Source organism: Parvimonas sp. D2 (assembly GCF_035282635.1).
Taxonomy (GTDB): domain Bacteria; phylum Bacillota; class Clostridia; order Tissierellales; family Peptoniphilaceae; genus Parvimonas.
This window is the reverse complement of sequence record NZ_JAYKBO010000003.1, coordinates 144,531-164,541: the sequence shown is the minus strand read 5'-3', so window position 1 is coordinate 164,541 and position 20,011 is coordinate 144,531. Positions and strand designations below refer to the sequence as shown.

Annotated in this window: 31 protein-coding genes and 1 tRNA gene; 21 read left to right on the top strand and 11 right to left on the bottom strand. The window is 29.0% G+C overall.

Features of this window, described 5'->3' with window-relative positions; genetic code table 11:
• Window positions 1–269 precede the first annotated feature (269 nt).
• The 10 genes from VJI77_RS05055 to pip form a co-directional block, all read right to left on the bottom strand.
• Window positions 270–488 carry a DUF1858 domain-containing protein gene (locus VJI77_RS05055; RefSeq protein WP_009354846.1) on the bottom strand — a complete coding sequence of 73 codons (219 nt, stop codon included), beginning with the start codon at window positions 486–488 and terminating at the stop codon, window positions 270–272.
• 173 nt (window positions 489–661) lie between these two features.
• Window positions 662–738: transfer RNA gene (locus VJI77_RS05050), tRNA-Pro, on the bottom strand.
• A gap of 120 nt (window positions 739–858) precedes the next feature.
• Window positions 859–1,461, bottom strand: coding sequence for a YdcF family protein (locus VJI77_RS05045; RefSeq protein ID WP_323988536.1), 603 nt, complete (start codon window positions 1,459–1,461; stop codon window positions 859–861).
• A gap of 9 nt (window positions 1,462–1,470) precedes the next feature.
• Window positions 1,471–1,956 (bottom strand): GAF domain-containing protein, encoded by a 486-nt coding sequence (locus VJI77_RS05040; protein WP_323988535.1) that lies wholly within the window; start codon window positions 1,954–1,956, stop codon window positions 1,471–1,473.
• Window positions 1,957–1,983: 27 nt separating this feature from the next.
• Window positions 1,984–2,355, bottom strand: a complete 372-nt coding sequence (locus tag VJI77_RS05035) for a DUF6483 family protein (protein ID WP_009354355.1) — start codon at window positions 2,353–2,355, stop codon at window positions 1,984–1,986.
• Window positions 2,356–2,363: 8 nt separating this feature from the next.
• The gene (locus tag VJI77_RS05030) at window positions 2,364–2,639 is read right to left on the bottom strand and encodes a hypothetical protein (protein ID WP_009354384.1); all 276 of its coding nucleotides are present in this window, start codon (window positions 2,637–2,639) and stop codon (window positions 2,364–2,366) included.
• Window positions 2,636–2,914 carry a hypothetical protein gene (locus tag VJI77_RS05025; RefSeq protein WP_323988534.1) on the bottom strand — a complete coding sequence of 93 codons (279 nt, stop codon included), beginning with the start codon at window positions 2,912–2,914 and terminating at the stop codon, window positions 2,636–2,638. The genes VJI77_RS05030 and VJI77_RS05025 overlap by 4 nt, the downstream gene beginning before the upstream one ends.
• Window positions 2,915–2,955: 41 nt before the next feature.
• Window positions 2,956–3,231 (bottom strand): hypothetical protein, encoded by a 276-nt coding sequence (locus VJI77_RS05020; protein ID WP_323988533.1) that lies wholly within the window; start codon window positions 3,229–3,231, stop codon window positions 2,956–2,958.
• Window positions 3,228–3,521 carry a hypothetical protein gene (locus VJI77_RS05015; protein ID WP_323988532.1) on the bottom strand — a complete coding sequence of 98 codons (294 nt, stop codon included), beginning with the start codon at window positions 3,519–3,521 and terminating at the stop codon, window positions 3,228–3,230. The genes VJI77_RS05020 and VJI77_RS05015 overlap by 4 nt, the downstream gene beginning before the upstream one ends.
• 25 nt (window positions 3,522–3,546) lie before the next feature.
• Window positions 3,547–4,488 (bottom strand): prolyl aminopeptidase, encoded by a 942-nt coding sequence (gene pip, locus VJI77_RS05010; protein WP_323988531.1) that lies wholly within the window; start codon window positions 4,486–4,488, stop codon window positions 3,547–3,549.
• Between the two features lie 119 nt (window positions 4,489–4,607).
• Between pip and VJI77_RS05005 the strand changes: the two genes are divergently transcribed.
• The 17 genes from VJI77_RS05005 to VJI77_RS04925 all read left to right on the top strand — a co-directional run bounded on the left by VJI77_RS05005 (window position 4,608) and on the right by VJI77_RS04925 (window position 15,073).
• A complete protein-coding gene (locus VJI77_RS05005; RefSeq protein WP_269752642.1) occupies window positions 4,608–4,847 on the top strand; it encodes a SemiSWEET transporter in 240 nt (79 codons plus the stop codon).
• 71 nt (window positions 4,848–4,918) lie between these two features.
• Window positions 4,919–5,806 (top strand): fructose bisphosphate aldolase, encoded by an 888-nt coding sequence (locus tag VJI77_RS05000; RefSeq protein ID WP_009447729.1) that lies wholly within the window; start codon window positions 4,919–4,921, stop codon window positions 5,804–5,806.
• 144 nt (window positions 5,807–5,950) lie between these two features.
• Window positions 5,951–6,274 carry a PadR family transcriptional regulator gene (locus VJI77_RS04995; protein WP_269722603.1) on the top strand — a complete coding sequence of 108 codons (324 nt, stop codon included), beginning with the start codon at window positions 5,951–5,953 and terminating at the stop codon, window positions 6,272–6,274.
• Complete coding sequence (locus VJI77_RS04990) at window positions 6,267–6,818, top strand: DUF2812 domain-containing protein (protein ID WP_323988530.1); 552 nt, start codon at window positions 6,267–6,269, stop codon at window positions 6,816–6,818. Before VJI77_RS04995 ends, VJI77_RS04990 begins: the two co-directional genes overlap by 8 nt.
• A 291-nt stretch (window positions 6,819–7,109) precedes the next feature.
• Window positions 7,110–7,610 (top strand): hypothetical protein, encoded by a 501-nt coding sequence (locus tag VJI77_RS04985; protein WP_323988529.1) that lies wholly within the window; start codon window positions 7,110–7,112, stop codon window positions 7,608–7,610.
• A gap of 63 nt (window positions 7,611–7,673) precedes the next feature.
• Window positions 7,674–7,901, top strand: coding sequence for a YciI family protein (locus VJI77_RS04980; RefSeq protein ID WP_323988545.1), 228 nt, complete (start codon window positions 7,674–7,676; stop codon window positions 7,899–7,901).
• Between the two features lie 140 nt (window positions 7,902–8,041).
• On the top strand, window positions 8,042–8,263 hold the full coding sequence (locus VJI77_RS04975; RefSeq protein ID WP_323988528.1) for an AbrB/MazE/SpoVT family DNA-binding domain-containing protein: 222 nt from the start codon (window positions 8,042–8,044) through the stop codon (window positions 8,261–8,263).
• Window positions 8,253–9,383, top strand: coding sequence for an alpha/beta fold hydrolase (locus VJI77_RS04970; RefSeq protein ID WP_323988527.1), 1,131 nt, complete (start codon window positions 8,253–8,255; stop codon window positions 9,381–9,383). The genes VJI77_RS04975 and VJI77_RS04970 overlap by 11 nt, the downstream gene beginning before the upstream one ends.
• 32 nt (window positions 9,384–9,415) lie before the next feature.
• A complete protein-coding gene (locus tag VJI77_RS04965; RefSeq protein WP_323988526.1) occupies window positions 9,416–10,174 on the top strand; it encodes an EFR1 family ferrodoxin in 759 nt (252 codons plus the stop codon).
• A gap of 54 nt (window positions 10,175–10,228) precedes the next feature.
• The gene (locus tag VJI77_RS04960; protein ID WP_323988525.1) at window positions 10,229–10,672 is read left to right on the top strand and encodes a GNAT family N-acetyltransferase; all 444 of its coding nucleotides are present in this window, start codon (window positions 10,229–10,231) and stop codon (window positions 10,670–10,672) included.
• Between the two features lie 137 nt (window positions 10,673–10,809).
• The gene (locus VJI77_RS04955) at window positions 10,810–11,085 is read left to right on the top strand and encodes a hypothetical protein (protein WP_029950463.1); all 276 of its coding nucleotides are present in this window, start codon (window positions 10,810–10,812) and stop codon (window positions 11,083–11,085) included.
• 113 nt (window positions 11,086–11,198) lie between these two features.
• Entirely contained in the window at window positions 11,199–11,483 is a 285-nt protein-coding gene (locus tag VJI77_RS04950) for a hypothetical protein (protein ID WP_323988524.1), read from the top strand.
• Window positions 11,484–11,528: 45 nt separating this feature from the next.
• Window positions 11,529–12,020 carry an SF0329 family protein gene (locus VJI77_RS04945; protein WP_323988523.1) on the top strand — a complete coding sequence of 164 codons (492 nt, stop codon included), beginning with the start codon at window positions 11,529–11,531 and terminating at the stop codon, window positions 12,018–12,020.
• 29 nt (window positions 12,021–12,049) lie between these two features.
• Window positions 12,050–12,436 (top strand): hypothetical protein, encoded by a 387-nt coding sequence (locus VJI77_RS04940; RefSeq protein WP_323988522.1) that lies wholly within the window; start codon window positions 12,050–12,052, stop codon window positions 12,434–12,436.
• A gap of 24 nt (window positions 12,437–12,460) precedes the next feature.
• Window positions 12,461–13,099 (top strand): DJ-1/PfpI family protein, encoded by a 639-nt coding sequence (locus VJI77_RS04935; protein ID WP_323988521.1) that lies wholly within the window; start codon window positions 12,461–12,463, stop codon window positions 13,097–13,099.
• A 698-nt stretch (window positions 13,100–13,797) separates the two neighbouring features.
• Window positions 13,798–14,445, top strand: a complete 648-nt coding sequence (locus VJI77_RS04930; RefSeq protein WP_323988520.1) for a leucine-rich repeat domain-containing protein — start codon at window positions 13,798–13,800, stop codon at window positions 14,443–14,445.
• 16 nt (window positions 14,446–14,461) lie between these two features.
• Window positions 14,462–15,073 (top strand): alpha/beta hydrolase, encoded by a 612-nt coding sequence (locus tag VJI77_RS04925; RefSeq protein ID WP_323988519.1) that lies wholly within the window; start codon window positions 14,462–14,464, stop codon window positions 15,071–15,073.
• A gap of 343 nt (window positions 15,074–15,416) precedes the next feature.
• Here the strand turns inward: VJI77_RS04925 and VJI77_RS04920 are convergent, their stop codons facing one another.
• Window positions 15,417–16,109: a class I SAM-dependent methyltransferase gene (locus VJI77_RS04920; RefSeq protein WP_323988518.1), complete on the bottom strand. Its 693-nt coding sequence runs from the start codon at window positions 16,107–16,109 to the stop codon at window positions 15,417–15,419.
• Between the two features lie 141 nt (window positions 16,110–16,250).
• Here VJI77_RS04920 and fsa point away from each other — a divergent pair, with 141 nt between their 5' ends.
• From fsa to VJI77_RS04900, 4 genes are read left to right on the top strand one after another with little or no spacing between them, the layout of a single operon-like run.
• Complete coding sequence (gene fsa, locus VJI77_RS04915; RefSeq protein WP_009354330.1) at window positions 16,251–16,892, top strand: fructose-6-phosphate aldolase; 642 nt, start codon at window positions 16,251–16,253, stop codon at window positions 16,890–16,892.
• Window positions 16,893–16,904: 12 nt separating this feature from the next.
• A complete protein-coding gene (glpX, locus tag VJI77_RS04910; protein ID WP_004832662.1) occupies window positions 16,905–17,885 on the top strand; it encodes a class II fructose-bisphosphatase in 981 nt (326 codons plus the stop codon).
• A gap of 1 nt (window position 17,886) precedes the next feature.
• Window positions 17,887–19,191, top strand: coding sequence for a transcription termination factor Rho (gene rho / locus VJI77_RS04905; RefSeq protein WP_323988517.1), 1,305 nt, complete (start codon window positions 17,887–17,889; stop codon window positions 19,189–19,191).
• Between the two features lie 38 nt (window positions 19,192–19,229).
• Window positions 19,230–19,691, top strand: coding sequence for a flavodoxin (locus VJI77_RS04900; protein ID WP_323988516.1), 462 nt, complete (start codon window positions 19,230–19,232; stop codon window positions 19,689–19,691).
• Window positions 19,692–20,011: the final 320 nt, after the last annotated feature.

Below are 20,011 nucleotides of genomic sequence, written 5' to 3'. Positions count from 1 at the left end.
TTCACGTCAAGCCGTTAAACAAAGGGACTTGCTTTATACGTCATTTCGACTGTAGCGATAGCGAAATGGATCTAGCCCTAACTTTGTTTACTTGTAAACAAAAGTAGGTCTGACGGGGTCGTTGTATCTTTTGATACAATGACTCTGGAGATCTCATACTTTTGCTTTAGCAAAAGTAAATGTATCGAAGATACATCAAAGACACATATTGTTTTACCAAAGTAAAAAAGCAGGGAAGTCCCTGCTTTTTTGTCTTAGTATGGATGCATTTAAGCATTAATAAAGTTTTCTAACTTTTCTTTTAATTCGTCAAATTCAAATCCACCTTTAATAGCAATCATTTCAAGAGTTGCAATATCTTTCATCATTGCAAATAATTCTGGATTATCAAGATTTGAATATTCTGGACTTAAAGTCTTTAAGAAGTTTTTAACTTCTGGATATTTTTCAACTAATTCACCAATTTTTGTACTTTTTTCTAATTTCATAGTATTTCTCCTTTTCTCTAATCAATTTAATTACTCTTTATATGATTTATTTTTTATGTTAATAACATTATAGCATAATTTGTATTGAAAATCTGTTGCATTTGAAACAAAAGAAAAAATTTTTAAAATTTTTTACATAAAAAAAAATTCCTATGAGTAAAACTCATAGGAATTGGTCGGGGTGAGAAGATTCGAACTCCCGGCCCCATGGTCCCAAACCACGTGCGCTACCAAACTGCGCTACACCCCGATACGATTACCTAAATATTATATAACTTTTATTATACTTTGTCAACACTTTTTTTGAAAATTTTTGTGTTAAGAAGTCATTTTTAGAGTGTTATTATACTATATAGGTTAAATCGTAAATTTAATTATTCTTTTGATGTAAATTTTTTATATCTTCTGCTGTAGGTTTATCAAATAGAAAAGTCTTTACAACTGCTAAAGTCTCTCTAACATTTGAAGCTATAACTGCCCCAAATGGAGTCTTTGCTGGAACAGTCCTTGCTAAAATTCCAAATCTATAAAGAATAAGTTTTGCCCTAAATAAATGATAGTCTGAAGAGATTACCATTATTTCTGATGGCTTTTTATCTAGCTTTTCTAATGCAAATTTTACATTTTCAAAAGTATTCTTGCTTTTTGTTTCAACGATAAGTCTTTCTTTATTAATTCCTTTTTCTACTAAATATTTTTGCATAAATTCTGCTTCAGAAAGTTCATTATTTTTTTCTTTTCCTCCACATAAAACAGCTTTTGCAGTCTTATGTTTATTTAAATATTCTACAGTAGTATCTAGTCTATTAATCAATGTTTTTGAAAGTTTTCCATTATTTGCCTCAGCTCCAAGCACTAAGACATAATTTTCATAAGTATCTATTTCATTCTTTTTAGAATGATAGATTAAAGATTGAATTAAGACGACTAAACACAAGCATAAGAATAGAAAAAATTTAAAAAGTTTTTTCATATTTACCTCCTATATGTGAGTTTCTAGCTGTTTGACAAATGCCTCTAGATAAGTTTGTTCTTCCTTTGAAAATCTATTAAAAATAGGGGAATCTATATCTAATACTCCGAATATTTTATCATTTCTAAAGATTGGAATAACAATCTCTGAATTGCTCTTGCCGTCACAGGCAATATGCCCTTCAAAATTATGAACATTTTCAACATTCAAAGTCTTTTTAAGACTTGCACTTGTTCCACAAACCCCTTCTCCTTTTTGTATTCTAACACAGGCAGGAAGCCCCTGAAAAGGTCCAAGAACTAGAGTGTTTGTCTTTTCATCTAAAAGATAAAATCCGACCCAATTAATTTTTTCTAAAAAGAAATTTAATAGGGCAGAAGCGTTTGATAAATTAGCTATTGTATTTTCTTCGCTATTGCATAATTCATACAAATCTTTTATTAAATAAGAGTATTGTTCTCCCAAGCTACCATCGTATTTAATTGGATTAAACATTAATACCTCCATGTTGTCAAAATATTTCTAAATCAAGTCTGATAAATTATTCATATTAAATTCTTTTAATAAGTCTTTTATTCCTGTTTTTATCTCATCTCTTTCAAAATCATGTTCATTTAAAAATTTAGAATCTTTTTCGTTGAGATATGAGTAAAAAAGGAGACCTATTAACAAACTATCTTGAGTTTTATATTTCAACATTTTAAATAAAGAATCTTCAGCTTCATTTATATTTCCATTGTCGATTTTTGATTTTAAATTTTTTAAAATTTCCTTGCTTTCTTCTAATTTTAATAGTTTTTCAGGCGAAGAACTTTTGTCGATTTTAAAGACAAATTCTAAAATCATACTTATCCATTCTTCAATTTTTCTCATTATATAATCATTTTTTAACATATTTTCTCCTAATCAATTACTTCAAGATATGATAGGTAAAAGTATGCAGTTGAGCATATTAACCCCAAGTTTAAAAATATCCATAAACCTGTAGTTTTTGCATATCTTGAAAAATAAGCGCCTATTGCTCCAACTATCTGTGGGAAAAAGAATCCTAAGTATCCAATATAATTTGGTAGGTGAATTCCTTGTCCTGTTTTGAAGGATTTTACATATAGTAATAGAACTGATTCTACTACGGCGCCAATTAAAAAAAGTATTGTTGATAAATTTTCTTTTTTCATATTAAAACTCCATAAACCAATATAAAATACATTATATATTCAAGATTAAATGTAATCAAGAAAAGAATTAAACTTATTATAGAGTAAATTTTATTAGAGTTACTCGTAAAATACATTGATAATCCAAGTAAAATTAAAGTTATAGGTTGTAAAGCCAATAAAATTTTTACATTTAAGTTCGAAAAGTGAACAGTAATACCCCAGAAAGCTGTGATGCAAAATGAAATCAAAGATAGTTTAAAAACTATTTTTGGTAAATTTTCATTGGATACCATATTGACCTCCTTATCTATATTAATAAATAAGTCTTTTTCTCCTAGCCGACTACTTCAATAAATGCTGCATAAAAGTAGAGAGCGGAAAACATTAAACCTATATTTAAGAATAACCACAATATTTGTATTTTTGCATGTCTTGAATAAAAAGCACCAATTGCTCCCATTACTTGTGGGAAAATCAGTCCAAAATATTTAAGATAATTAGAAAGTTGAATTCCTTGTCCAGTTTTAAAGGATTTTACATATAGTAACAAAATTATTTCTACCACAGTACCAAATAAATAAATTATCATAGATAGATTTTCTTTTTTCATATCTTACCTCCTAAGACCAATAAAAAAGTCATTATATGTTTAATATTAAATGTAATTAAGAAAAGAATTACACTTATTATAGAGTAAATTTTACTTAATTTTCTTGTAAAAAATATTGAAAATGCAAGTAAAATAAGAGTTAATACATATAGTACTAAAAAATATATCGAATCAAAATCATTCGCCAAATCTGTAAGATAATTTACAGAATATAGTAATACGGTAATTAAAAACGAGATTAAAGATAGTGAAAAAACTATTTTTGGTAAATTTTTACTCTTTGCTTCCATACTTACCTCCTTTATTTAGAGAAATTTAAAAAAGTTTTTTAAATTCCTCTTGTGCTAAAATAAGCTCGTGAGTCATTGCAGGATCGAAAGAAGTATGACCTGAAATAGGGAAAATCAATTTTGAATTATTTAGCTTTTCATGCAATAAATAAGCCCCAACAGGTCTGCAATCTACATCATATCTGCCATGAATAATTATTGTAGGAATATCTTTAATTTTTTCAACATTATCTAAAATATAATTTTCTTCAAAGAAACAATGATTTACAAAGTAGTGGCATTCCATAATTGCCATTGAAATATCTTCATCAGTGATTTCTTCTGAAATAACTCTCGGTTCAAGCGCAACTACTGAATTTTCAAACGCACTAAAAGACTTTCCGTATTTTTTCTTTGTTTCATAGTCATCTGAAGTTAAGTATTTGTAATAACTTTGAACATAATCTTTTCTTTCTTCTTCGTTAAAAGGAGATTTAAAGATTTCAAAGGCTTCAGGGAAGAACATTCCTGCTCCACCTTGATACAACCACTTAATATCCTCATCTCTTCCCAAGAAAATTCCTCTAAGAATTAAACCTACAACACTTTGCGGATAATTTTCTGCATAGTATAAGGAAAGAGTAGTTCCCCAAGAACCACCATAAACAAGCCATTTATCTATCTTTAAATGTTCTCTTATCTTTTCCATATCCTTTGCAAGATTTTGTGTATTATTGTCTTTTAATTCCAAAAATGGTTTACTTTTACCACAACCTCTTTGATCAATTGTTACTATTCTATAAAAAGATGGATCTAAAAATCTTTTAGATTTGTCGCCACAACCACAACCTGGCCCGCCGTGAACAAATACAACTGGGGCTCCATTTGGATTTCCTGATTGTTCGTAATATACTTCGTGAACATCATCAACTTTTAGATGTCCTTTGTCGAATGATTCAAATTCGGGAAAAAGTGTTTTATATTCCATATTAACCTCCAAAATAATATATCTATTTAGTCTATACTATATTAAATAAGTTCATTTGTCAAGTTGTATTTTATAGTCAAAATATGGTAAAATCATTGAATGAGATATTAGGAGGTTTTATGATAGGAATAGTAGCTGCTTGCCTTACAACATTTGCCTTTGCACCGCAAGTTATAAAGATAATAAAAGATAAAAATACACAATCTCTTTCTTTGATTATGTGTATTATGCAAACAACAGGAATTTTTCTTTGGTTGGTCCATGGTTTGATTATAAAAGACTTTGCTCTTATTTTTGCCAATAGCATTTCTTTTGTTCTAGTTTTAATTATACTTTTACATAAAATTAAATATAAATAGATTTATATATAAAAATATGATAAAATATAGCTAGAGTAAAATTTACTTAATAATTTTTAAGGAGCGAAGATATGGATTTACAAAAATTTAACAGAATCAAAAACGATGAAGGTTTTATAGCGGCTTTGGATCAAAGTGGTGGAAGTACACCGAAAGCATTAAGATTATATGGTGTAAATGAAGATGCTTACTCAAACGAAGCTGAAATGTTTGATTTAATTCACGAAATGCGTACAAGAATTGTTACTTCAAAGGCTTTTACTAAAGAACGTATATTAGGAGCAATTTTATTTGAAATGACAATGGAAAGAAAAGTTAACGGTAAATTCACTCCGGACTATTTATGGAATGAAAAAGGCATTGTTTCATTTTTAAAGGTTGACAAGGGCTTAGCTGAAGAAAAGAACGGAGTTCAACTTATGAAAGAAATTCCTAACTTGGCTGAAACTGTAAAAAAAGGCGTTGAATATGGAGTTTTTGGAACAAAAATGCGTTCAGTAATTAAAAAAGCAAATGAAGAAGCTATTAAAGAAGTAGTTGCTCAACAATTTGACTTTGCAAAACAAATTATCGCTGGGGGACTTGTTCCAATTGTTGAACCAGAAGTTGATATAAATTCAGCAGAAAAGGAAAAATGCGAAGAAATTTTAAAAAGGGAAATATTAAAAGAACTTGATAAATTAGAAGAAGGACAAGAAGTAATGTTAAAACTTACATTACCAACTGTTCCTAACTTCTATAAAGAATTAGTTGACCACAAGAGAGTCGTTAGAGTTGTTGCTCTTTCAGGTGGTTACTCAAGAGAAGAATCAAATGAACTTCTTGCTAAAAACCACGGAGTTATAGCAAGTTTCTCAAGAGCTTTAACAGAAGGACTTAATGTAAATCAAACTGGGGAAGAATTCGATAAAATGTTGGACAGCTCAATTCAAAGCATATTTGAGGCATCAAGAAAATAGTTTTTAATACAGCCGAGCAATCGGCTGTTTTTTTGTGGGAAAATTTAAGAAAAATAAAAAAAATGTTGACATATATATCGAGGTATGATATACTATAAATACATCGAGATACGATATATAATAGTTTGATATAAGGAGTCAAATATGGATTTAAAATTAAAAAAAATATATGCGCCTATGTCGGAAACTGCTTTTTATATTCTGTTTAGTTTACAAGTTCCTAATCATGGATATGGTATAGGGCAGGAAGTCAAAAAAAAGACTCAAAATGAAATAAATATAAGTCCAGGAACAATGTATGGAACTTTGTCGAAAATGGAAAAAGACGGACTTATAACTTTTGTTAGAGAAGAAGAAAAAAGAAAAATTTATTTAATAACTGAAATAGGTAGAGAAATATTAAATTTGGAATTGGAAAGAATAAAAAGATTGTATAAAAATAGTATTGGAGATGAATATTATGGCTAGAAGAAAAACAAAAATAAGATTTTTTACAGTTAGTGACTATGTAGATGAAGAAAAATGGTTAGAGAATAATCATAAAAGCGGCTGGAAGTTAGTTAATTTTATACCACCTTGTTTTTTTGTCTTTGAAGAATGTAATTCTGAGGAAGTAATTTATAAGTTAGACTATGAAAATAAAAAAGCTTCAGGAGATTATATACAAATGTATAAGGACTATGGTTGGGAATATTTATGTTCAGGTTTAGGATGGAATTATTTTAGAAAAGTAAATACAAATAGTATTACAGAATCAGAAAAAGAAATATTTTCAGACTCTCAATCTAAGTTAAATATGATTAATCATATTTATAAGACTAGGATGTTTCCATTATTTATTATATTTTTAGTTACTCTTATTCCTCAATTTTCGAAATTCGTCAAAGATACACATAGAAGTATAGATATATATTTCGGAGGAATTTTTATGGTTTTCTTCTTTGTATATTTATATATTTTTATTCACTGTGGATTTAAGTTAAGAAAGTTGAAAAAAGAATTAGAAAGATAAAAATTAAAAATACATTGTACGAATGGTTCTGAAGACCATTGCATAATTGATTATTGTTGTAATAAATTATAATTCTTATATTAATAAACTAATATTAAAATAGGACTGTGAATTTGATTTTATAGTCCTATTTTTATTGTGAAACAACAAGGTTCTCTGGGCACCAACCCAATGTAAAGCATCGTGGAAGGGTGGGGTTCTTATCGAATTAATTGAAATATTAGATTATATAATGTAAAATATAAATTAGTAAGGGTTTTGAATTTTATATTATAAAGGAGAGAATTTAAAATGAGAAAAATAAATTTTAGATATAATAAAAATACTCCGATTATGTTATATATTATGCTTATAATTGGAATAGCAGTAGGTTTTTTTCTTTATTATGAGTTCCTTATTTATTCTGGAATTGCAAGTACAAATGAGTTACAGTATTTTAAAGAACATCCTAACCATGCTATTTATTTGATTTTCTTATTAATTCCAGTTACCATGTTTTTATCTACTTGGATTATCTTTAAATTTTGGAGTAGAGAAGATGAAGAAGCAGAGCTTGAATTATATGATGATTATGCAATTTTAAAGATGAAAAATGAAAAAATTAAAATCCAAAAAGGTGAATTGGAGATTAAATTTCCACAACCACAGGCGATTTTATATACGACATATATATTAAAATTACCTGACCAAAGAATTGTATTTGTAGGTTCTTTAAAAGAAAAGGGAAAATCAAAGCTATCTCTAAACATCGCAATAGAAGAGTTATTAGATTATGAAAAGGTGAAAATATAAAATTTAGGAGTACAAAATGGCATATATTTATTTAATGAATAATAAAAAAATCTAAATTTAGAAATAGTTAAAAAACATGTTGAACATTTAAAAAAATTAGATGAGTCTGGAAAACTTATTTTATGTGGACCATTTACAGACTATGCTGGAGGGATGGTAGTTTTAAACTGTAAAAATATAGAAGAGGCAAGAGAAATTGCAGAGACTGATCCTTTTATAGCTGAAGGATATAAGACTTATGAACTTAGAACATTAGAAATTGCGAATAAAGAAAATAATTATGGACTTTAGGAATATAAAATATTTAGTTAATATAAATTACTTAAACAGTAGAAATTAAAAATCTACTGTTTTTTTATTGTGGCTTGCTTTTTAAATTTCAATGTAGTATAATAAGTATGAATAAACATACTTATTATACGGAGGTAATTATGAAAAGTAAAAAAGATAAAAAACTACATGCATGGACTGCGAAGGTAGGAACTAAAGGACAAATTGTTATTCCAAAAGAGGCAAGAGAAATTTTTTCTATAGAAACAGGAGAGAATTTGCTAATACTTGGAGACGAAAGGAGAGGATTGGCAATTCTAAATGGAGATTCAGCAACAAAAATTTTGATGAGTATTCAAGGAGATTTAAGCGATGAAGATTAGAATATTAAAATTTATAGGGATATTGCTTTTAGTTATAGCTGTTTTTGTTGTAATCTATGCAATTTATAATCTAAATTATGACTATTCAGGTGAAAAGTTTAGGAAGAATAAGGCTTCAAGTATAGGCTTAGAAGAAAAACAATTTAACCTAAAAAATGGAAATGTAATAAATTATGTTGAAGGACCAAAGAATGGTCCGGCTATTCTATTATTGCATGGACAAATGGTAGATTGGAAGGATTATCGTACTGTATTTCCTGAATTAGTAAAAAAATATCATGTCTTTGCACTTGATTATTATGGACATGGAAAATCAAGTAAAAATCCTGATTTATACAATATTGAAAGCATAGGTTCCGATATTGCATCATTTATTCAAGAAAAAATTGGAGAAAAAACAATTATTTCAGGACATTCATCAGGTGCACTCATTACTGCTTATATAGGTGCTAAATTCCCGCAAAATGTAAAAGCGATTATTTTAGAAGACGGACCATTTTTTGCAACAGAAAAAGGACGTGCCGAAAATACATTTTCTTATAAAACTTTCGAAAATATTCACAATTATTTAACTGAAAACCCTAATACTACTTATTTTGAACATTATCTAAAGAATGATCCGATGCGAAAACTATTTAATGAGGGTGGAAAAGATAATTGGGACAAAATTGTGGCTAAACCTGCAATGAAAAGATTTCAAAAGGATAAGACTAAAATACCGGTTATTTGGTATTATCCACCAAAGTTAGGAGTAAATACTTTACTTCAATTGACAGCTAATTTACAAGATAAAACAGGTGATTATGACTTAAGATTCGGAGATGCATTCTATGATTTCAGTTTCTTTAAGGGAATAAAACAAGAGGAATTGTTAAAAGAAATTACTGTTCCAACTTGTATATTACATGTAAAACCACCAAAAAATACAGCACCTTCATATTATAATGAAGAGGGGCTTCTGATTTCTGCAATGGATGAAAAAGATGCAAAGCGTGTTAAAGAATTGATTAAAGGTAGTACTTTAATTGAGGGATTCGATTCTATGCACGACATTCACGGGGATCAGCCAAAAGCATATTTGGAAAAAGTAGAAGAATTTTTAGATAATATAGAAAAGTAAAATTGGTAGATTAGAATTCATTGGAGGAATATATGATAGGCATTTATTTAAGTGGAACAGGAAACACAAAACATTGTGTTGAAAAACTTGTAAATTTGATAGATGATAAGTCAAAATGTGTTCCTTTAGAAATTCCACAGATTATAGATTTATTAAAAGAAGAGGATGTTATTTTTTTAGGATATCCAACTCAATTTTCTAATGCTCCATTTATGGTACGAGATTTTATTAAGAAAAATAGTCCTCTTTGGAAAGGTAAAAAAGTTTTTTGTGTAAATACAATGGGACTTTTCAGTGGAGATGGAGCGGGATGTACTGCAAGAATTTTAAAAAAATATGGAGCAGAAATTCTGGGAGGCATACAGATAAAAATGCCTGACTCCGTTTGCGACAGTAAGCTTTTGAAAAAATCTATTGAAGAAAATAGGCAAATAGTAAAAAATGCAGATAAGCGATTAGAAGAAGTTGCAGAACAGATTAAAAATGGAAAATATCCAAGAGAAGGACTATCTTTCATATCACATTTGAAGGGACTTTTTGGTCAAAGATTATGGTTTTATCGTAAAACTATGGGATATACTGATAAATTAAAAATAAACGATGATTGTAATGGTTGTGGTTTATGTAGTAGGGTTTGTCCAATGAAAAATATCCGCATAAAAGAGAAAAAAGCTGTTCCTGAAAACAAATGCGCAATGTGTTATAGATGTATAAGTCTATGTCCACAAAAGGCAATTACTTTGCTTGGAGATAAGGTAATTGAACAGTCTAGGTTTGAAAAATATGTATAATAATGTGATGATGAATATAAAGGATTAAATAAGTTGAAATTGTAGGATAAAATTATGAAGATATTGGAAATTAGAAAAAACAAAAAGCAGTATATGGAACTTTTACTTCTTGCTGATGAACAAGAAGATATGATTGACAAATATATTGATAGAGGAATAATGTTTATTTTAGAGGATAATGGTATTAAATCTGAATGTGTGATTACTGATGAGGGAAATGGAGTTCTTGAAATAAAAAACATTGCTACCAACCCTAACTTTCAAAGAATGGGTTACGGAAAAATTCTAATTGATTTTGTTGTTACTAAATATAAAAATCAATTTTCTACATTACAAGTTGGTACGGGAGATAGTCCTAAAACCATTGATTTTTATTTGAAATGTGGATTTTCTCGCTCTCATACTGTCAAAAATTTTTTTACGGATAATTATAATCACCCAATATATGAAGACGGTATCCAATTTGTTGATATGATTTATTTGCGTAGAGATTTATAAATTTGATTTTGTTTAAGCTAAAATACAGCAGTTTAACAGTAAGTCAATATGATTTACTGTTTTTTTATATTTGAATTATCAATAAATATGATGTAAAATATAAATTAGCAAATAAAAGTGGAATTTAAGGAGGCAATATGTGGTTAATAATTGGTATTGGAGCGATAGTTTTTGCAATATTGAATATTGTATTTTCACTTAATAATAAAAATTCAAAATGGTTCGGGTTTATAAGTTTGTCACTAACAGCATTGACTGTATGTGCATTTTATTCTCAAGCTTCAAGCTATGTCCTTAAAGAAGATTGGAGTGCACTTATGGATGTCGTTCCATCAGTTAGTAGGATATTATGGTTTTGCGTTTTTATGTCTATTTTAATAAATGCGATTCCGCTTTTTAGAGATAAGAAATAGAAAAATAATTTAAACAGTAAGTCAATATGGATTTACTGTTTTTTTGTATTTGAAATGTTAATAAATATGATGTAAAATATAAAATAATAAGAAAATATTTTTAGGAGGCGGATATGTGGTTAATAATTGCAATTGCAGGAATTAATTTTGCCTTAATAGCTCGTGTTAAGGAATTTCGAGATGAAAATTTCATATTTTTTAAAAGGATAAGTTTGTTGATAACTGCATTATGTTCTATTAATTTTATTTATTCCGCTATAATTTATAATTCTTATTTTGCTGGAGGAAATTGGAGAATGTTTTTAGAGACAATGCCTGGAGATTCTAAAAATGTATTAATTTGCATTGGTCTATCTATTTATGTAAATTTTGTTCCGATTTCTATTTTTAGAAAATAGTCAAAATATAGCTAAATAAAATTGATTTAAAAGGGAGATATAATATTGAGTAGTTGGAGTGGTATAAGGAAAAAACTTGAAAAAGAATATCTTGCTGAAAGTCTTCAAGGACATATTCAATATTTTGCTACAACTTATAGCAAAAGTCCTGACCACGAGGGACGAGCAGCAATAAGATATGACGTAAAAGAAATCATCAAAGGTTGTTTTTGGAATAACTGGTTTAAAGCCGATTTATTTCCTAAAGATGAAAAATACGAAGAAAGAATAAAAAAAGAAAATGCATTTATGGACGATACAGCTTTAAAATTGGGAGTATTTGACCAACGTTGTTTTTATAAAGCCTTTGCAGAATTTGACAATCAAAGCATAGAAATAAGCCTAAAAAGTGAAAATTTACTCGTAAGAATTTTTGCGATTTTAGATAGACGAGTTGGAAAAAGAAAGTTGATTCAAATGAAAGAAACAATAGAAAATGAGCTGGATACATTTCAGGAGTTCTATGCAATTCGTATGAATGCTGAAGGACTTATTTAAGTTTAAATAAATTTGGAGGAGAAGAGATTATGTTACTATTGGGCGTAAAAAAAGAAAATGATTGGCTTTTAGCTGAATATAATTTGACATATAAAGTTGGCTGGGAGAATATTTGTAAAGCAGTTAGTTTAGTATATGAATACTATGATAATGTAGAAATTCTAGTTGATAATAATAAGGTGAATATCTGCTCGAAAGAAGAAATTTTACAATTGGATGAAGCAAGAACAATGATAATTCGAGGAGTTTCAAAGATTATTCAAGTTCCATTAATGATAACATTCTTTAATCAATTACAAACTGTAAGAGTTTCCGTTGCCTGTGCAACAGATGAGTTCAAAGATGCAGACTATAAGAAATTCAATATGTCATTAGGGCAATACATGGATAGCATAGAATTGGCTATGTATAGGTAAAAAGAAAAAATGGAGGTATAGGAAATGAAAAAAAGAATTGCATTATTGGTTTATCCTGATTTTAGTTTGCAAGAAGTTGCAAATCTAATGTATGTATTTCGTTGGTATTTTGATACTTTTACCGATGTAATATATACAGAATTAAGCCCCGTTAGGAGTGAAGAAGGAATTTTGATAAATCCGGCAAAAACTTGTTCTGAGTTTTGTAAAGATGATTATGATTGTTTGATTCTTTCAGGATGTAGCGACTTAAGACAACCAATACGAAATAAAAAAATCAAAGAATTTTTAGAAAGTTTTGTAAATGATGATAGTTTTGTCATTGGTGCAATTTGTTCCAGTCCAATATTCCTAGCACAAGCAGGTTTGTTGAAAGGAAAAAAATATACAGATTCTTTATTTGTTGAAATGGGAGAATCATTTGCCTTTATTGAAGAAAATAATTTTTTACCACAATCAGTAGTTGAAGATGGAAATATTATAACAGCGGTTGGAAATGCATTTAATGAATTTGCAGTACAAGTTGCTAGGAAATTAGGATATGATTGTCCGGATAAAATATTAAGTGGTTATACTGACTCAGATGACATTAATGACTATATACATCATCTTCCTGAAGATGAAATATTAGAATTTAAAGAAGAATTTAAAGAATTCTTTTAAACAGTAAGTCTTAAGATTTACTGTTTTTTGCTGTATAGAGTTTGAATTTTATTTATTAAAAAGTAATTACAAGGCGATAGAAATATCATCTTTTTCTATAACAAAATATGAGATTTCCAGAGTAATTGTATCTAAAGATACAATTACCCCGTCAGACCTACTTTTGTTTACAAGTAAACAAAGTTAGGGCTAGATTCGCTCCATTCGTTTCACTCATTTCGGTCGAGATGACGTGTTAGGGGCGTTGTTTTGCAAGTTGCTATGACGTGAAACATATCGTTGTATAAGGTTATAAATATAGTTTGATGTTTATTTACCTTTAACGTTAAGCCCTTAATCGAAGATTTTTCCTTATACGTCATCTCGACTGGAGCAGAGCGGAATGGAGAGATCTCATAATTTTGCTTAAGCAAAAGTGAATGTATCGAAGATACATAAAATATGTAAATCTCATAAGCCCACGAGCATATCAACTTAAATTGAATGAAATATATACTTATGATATAATCATAATAAAGTATTTGCAATGAAAATTTAGATATAATCTTCTTAAATAGAAAGGAGTAAAAATAGTTTTAAATGAAAAACAATTAATATACGGTTATGATTATTACTTCAAAAATGAAAATAGACCTAAAAGTATTGTTGAGGTTTCTGAATATAATGGAGAAAGTGCAATTATAATAAATTGTACTCAATTGGATGATAGTTCTAATTCAAAGTATAAAACTGCAAAAGCAAGAAAAAATGTTGTAAATGAATGGTGTGATTTTTTAATTAAAAATCCAACGGCTTTTACAGAACTTACATTTTGTACAAGAATGCCACAAGAGTTGTTTAATGCGGTTTGTTCACAACAAAATCTTAAAAAATTATATATTAAGTGGGGAGTTTATCCTGATATTTCTAAGATTTCAAATCTTGTAAATCTTGAATATTTGCATTTAGGCTCAGGTTCAAGTGTAGGGAGTGTTGAACCAATTTCGAAATTAGAAAATTTAGTAGCTTTAACCGTTGAAAATTTTCAAAAAATTGACGATTATAGTCCACTTACAAATCTTAAAAAATTAGAAAGTCTCACAATTGAGGGGGATTGTTTTGCTCCAAAGAATATTCATATAAATTCTATTGATTTTTTGAAAGATATGAAGCAATTAAGATTTTTTAGATTTTTTACAAGTATTGTAAAAAGTAAGGATTACACTCCACTTTTAAGTCTTGAAAATATAGAACATTTATCTATTAAGCCGCTTAAAGAAGTTAATAAATTATATGATGAGATAATTAAATTACCTAAATTAAAATATGGAGCAATTGTATTTAATCCCGAATTTTATAAAAAATAGAAATTGAGGTGATATAATGAAACATGCAGTTATATACATACATGGGAAAGGCGGAAATTCTGCAGAAGCAGAACATTATAAAAAATTTTTTAGTGATGAATATAAAATTATTGGCTTTGATTACAAATCTGAATTTCCTTGGGATGCCAAGATAGAATTTTCAAAGTTTTTTGATTCCATAGTCTCTGAATATGATGATATTTACTTAATAGCAAATAGTTTGGGAGCTTATTATTCGATGCTTGCATTATCGGATAAGAAAATTAAAAAAGCTATGTTTATTTCACCAGTTGTAGATATGGAAAAAATAATTTTAAATATGATGAAAATGTCTAATGTTTCAGAGGAAGAATTATATAATAAAAAAGAAATTGCAACATCCTTTGGTGAAACTTTGTCTTGGGAATATCTTAGCTATGTTAGGAATAATCCAATAGAATGGAATATACCAACAGATATTCTCTATGCAGAAAATGACTTTCTAACTTCTTTGGAGACTATGACGAATTTTGCAAATAAAACTAATTCTAGTCTTACTATTATGAAAAATGGAGAGCATTATTTTCACACTGAAGAACAAATGAATTTTTTGGATAAATGGTTTAGTAAATTTATAAAAAATGAGTAAAATAATTTCACTAAAATAGTTGTTATAAATTAAAAAACAAGGATTAGAAAAATATAGTGATGTATTTTTGGGAGAATATGTAGATGGAAAGTTAATTCTAGCTCCTTATAATTAATAGTTTCAGAAGTAAAATAGATAGCGATAGTGCTATCTTTTTTTGTTGATAACAAGGGAATAATAAATTTTAACTATATGCAATTTGACTCGTATAGAAAATTTTTAAGATATATGATAGAATTTTTTTAAATAAAAGTAACTATATATAATTCTGATTATAAACTCCTCGAATTCGAGGGGTTATAAAAAACAAACCTACTCGTGAATCACGAGTAGGTTGTTTTATCTATTTACTTATTACAAATACTACTGACGGGGAGTTTTCTTCGTCAAATTCGTCTTTTTTGAAGTTTCCGTAGATTTCGTATTTTAGTCCGAGTCTGTTTACGAATGAAATTAGGTCATCAACTAGTAGTGGAACTAAAAGTTGTGTGTTTTCAAATTTTTCGTTTTCTGTTGTAAGAACTGTGTTGAAACGGATTTTGCTGTTTTCTCTGTAATAGTTTCTTGTAAATTTTACTTTTGTTCCAAGAGTCGGTAAGGCTCCAAGGAATAGGTCGTTTTTAAGAATGAAAGGTTTAAAGTTTACCCAGCTTAAGACTAATTTCCCGTTTTCTTTTAGTAAGTCCATAGTTTTTAAAATGAAGCTACATATTTGATTTATGTCTTCCAAATGTGCAATTGTTGTTCCAATGCAATAGCAGACGTCGAATTTTTCTTCAAAGTCTAATTCTAACATATTTTTTTCATATACTTTGAGTCCTTTTTTTCTTGCCTCATCTACCATATTTTCTTCCAAGTCGATACATATTACATTTTTTCCTAAGTTTTCCAAGTTTTTTGCAACGAGTCCTGTTGCACATCCTATGTCTAAATAGTCTTTTCCATCTGAAATATTATTTAAAAAATTTAATTGTGCTTCATTTGTTGGAAAAATATCTTCATAGTATTTACATATTTCTTTATAAAATTTATTCATAGAAACCTCCATTCTAAAAAATATAATGTTATAATTGATTATACCCAAATTTTTTAAAACAACTTTTTGTTTAGTTAGCATTTTGCATTGTTTTGTGGTAAAATATATTCGAATAGATTAATTATATTTAGGAGGCAATTGATGAAATTTTTTATTGACACAGCTAATGTTGATGAGATAAGAGAGATAAGTAAATGGGGTATTCTTGACGGCGTTACTACTAATCCGTCTTTGATAGCGAAAGAGGGAAGAGATTTTGTTGAAGTTATTACTGAAATCACTTCAATCGTTGACGGACCTATTTCAGCGGAAGTTATCAGTCTTGAAGCTGAAGGAATGGTAAAAGAAGCTAGAGAACTTTGTAAGATAAATAAGAATATTGTAATAAAAATTCCTATGACTGAAGAGGGATTAAAGGCTGTTAATGTTTTAAGTAAAGATGGAATAAAGACAAATGTTACTTTAATTTTCTCTGCAACTCAAGCACTTCTTGCAGCAAAGGCAGGAGCAACTTATGTAAGTCCGTTTTTAGGTAGACTTGATGATATTAGCTCTGAAGGAATGATTTTAATTGAAGATATTTTCGAAGTTTTCAGCAATTATGCGATTACAACTGAAATCATTGCCGCATCTGTAAGAACTCCAATGCATGTTCTTCAAATTGCAAAGAGTGGAGCAGATATTGCAACAGTACCTTATAAGGTGTTCAAACAAATGTTAAAACATCCACTAACTGATATAGGAATTGAAAAGTTTTTAAAAGATTGGGAAAGTGTTAAATAATAGGAGGAAACTATGGATAGAAATTTAACTTTAAATTTAGTAAGAGTTACAGAAGCTGCGGCAATTCGTTCTTCATATTTTTTAGGAAAAGGCGATAAAAATGGTGCAGATGGAGCGGCTGTTGAAGCAATGAGATCAATGTTCAATGAACTTCCAATGGAAGGAACTGTTGTTATCGGTGAAGGAGAAATGGACGAAGCTCCTATGTTATATATCGGCGAAGTTGTAGGAAATGGACAAGAAGGAGTCGCAAAGGTTGATATTGCAGTTGATCCAGTTGATGGAACTTCTCTTGTAGCAAACGGATTGCCAAATGCAATTGCGGTTGCTGCTTGTGCACCTGCAGGTTGTTTATTACATGCTCCAGATATGTATATGGATAAGATTGCAGCTGGTCCTTTGGCTGTTGATTGCATACATATTGATTTACCTATCGAAATGAATATAAGAAGACTTGCGAGAGCTTTAGGAAAAGAAGTTGGAGAAGTTACAGTTAGTATTTTAAATAGAGAAAGACATCAAGATATTATAGATAGAGTTAGAAAACTTGGTGCGAGAATAAAACTTTTTGAAGCCGGAGATATTGCTCAAGCCATTGCAACTTGTATTGACAATAGTGGTTGTGATTTAATGGTTGGAATCGGTGGGGCACCTGAAGGTGTTTTAGCTGCAGCAGCTATTAAAGCATTGGGTGGAGTTTTCCAAGGAAGACTTGTTCCTGCTGATGAAGAAGAATTTAGAAGATGTGAAGCTATGGGACTTGAAGATCCACTAAAAGTTTTAGAAATGAATGACTTAGTAAAAGGGGATGAAGTTTTATTTGCTGCAACAGGGGTAACTGATGGCGAACTTATTAATGGAGTTAGACATATTGGTAATGATAGAGTTAAGACTTACTCTGTTGTTATGAGAGCAGAAACAGGAACAATTAGAAATATTGAAGCAACTCATAGAATTTCTAAAAAACCTGAATATGCAAAGATAAAGAGATAGTATGAATATAGAACTTTTAAAAGGAAAATATCTTGATGAATTAAAAACTATTGCAAAGTCTTATGGAATTGCAAATGTTTCAAAGTATAAAAAGAATGAATTAATATCTGAAATTTTAAAAGCAGATAATGGATTTGAAAGTGAAGAGTCTGAAAGAGTAAGTATAGATGAGTCTGTTGAAAATGATTCAAAGACTAATACAAAAACTGTATGTGGGCTTATTGATATTACTGCAGATGGTTATGGTTTTTTGCGTTCAAATGGCTATGACTCAGGGGAAGAAGATATCTATGTATCACCAACTCAGATAAGAAGATTCAGACTTAAAAAAGGAGATAAAATTTTAGGTTTAACTAGAGAGAGTAAGGAAAGCGAAAAATTTTCTCCACTTATCTATATAAATGAAATAAATGATATAAAGGTTTCAGAATTAAAAGCTAGAAAAGATTTTGACGATTTAATTCCGATTTATCCAAATGAAAAATATACTTTAGAAACTGAAAAGAATGAGGTTTCAACTAGAATAATTGACTTTTTAGTACCGATTGGAAAGGGGCAGAGAGCTTTAATTGTTGCTCCTCCAAAGGCAGGAAAGACAAGCCTACTTCGTTCAATTTTAAAAGGTATAGAAATAAATAATCCAAAGAGTAAAATTTTTGTTTTATTAATTGGAGAAAGACCTGAAGAAGTTACGGAAATGAAGAGATTTACAAAAGCGGAAGTAATTGCTTCAACTTTTGATGAATTACCTCAAAATCATATAAGACTTGCAGAATTTGTACTTGAAAGAGCAAAAAGACTTGTAGAGCTCGGAGAAGATGTGGTTATTTTGGTTGACAGCATAACAAGACTTTCAAGAGCTTACAATGTAAATACACCGTCCTCCGGGAAAACTCTTACGGGTGGACTTGATCCTTTTGCTTTGCATAAGCCGAAAAGATTTTTCGGCTCTGCGAGAAATGTTGAAAATGGTGGAAGTTTAACCATAATTGCAACAACACTTGTAGATACGGGAAGTAAAATGGACGATATGATTTATGAAGAATTTAAAGGAACAGGAAATATGGAAATTCATTTGAGTAGAAAACTTTCGGAACTTAGAATTTTCCCTGCCATTGATATTTATAAATCAGGAACAAGAAAAGATGATTTACTTTTGACAGAAGAAGAAATACAATCTGCAAATTTAATTCGTAGAAAACTTTCAAATACAAATACTAACGAAATTATGGAAAATTTAGTAAAAAACATAAAGAAAACTGAAAACAACAAGGAATTTTTCAAAGCTATCTTAAAAAATAATTAAAAATTAAAGTTTCGATTTGAAACTTGAAGGAGATTTAAATGAAAATTTTAGTTGTGTATTATTCCTATTCAGGAATAACTAGAAAATTAGCGGAAGATATCGCTTTAATTACAGATGGAGATTTGTTGGAATTAAAACCGCTAAGACCTTATTCATTTTCATATAACACAGCTGTAAAAGAAGCTAGAAATGAAATTGATAAGGGATATTGTCCACCTTTAACTGAAGAAATAGGAAATATTGATGATGTAGATATAGTTTTTATTGGCTCACCTAATTGGCTTAAGACTTTTGCACCACCAGTTCTTACTTTTTTACGTAATGCAAATTTGGATGGCAAAACAATTATTCCTTTCTGCACTCATGGTGGTGGAGGTTTTGGAAGAATTATTGACGATATCAAAAAAGAATGTAAAAATTCTACAGTAAAAGATGGATTAGCCTTAAGTGGATTTTACGATTTTGATGAATTACAAAAATGGCTAGGAAATAATTTATAAAATTATGGACTTTATAGAAAAACTCAACTTTGCGAAAGGTTGAGTTTTTACTTTTTTCAAATAGTATTTAGAATTTATTTACTGTTCACGTTAAGCTCTTAATCGAAGTTTTCTATTTGCACGTCATCTCGACCGAAGTTGAGCAGAGCGAGACGTAGCGGAGAGATCTCATACTTTTGTAATGGTAAAAGTAAACGTATCGAAGATACATCGGATAAAAAATTTATTAACTAAAAGTTTTTATGATAATTTTGTTGTAATTATATATAGCTGTTTATATTTCTGAAAGAAATCTTAACGAAAGTATTAATTAACTTTTT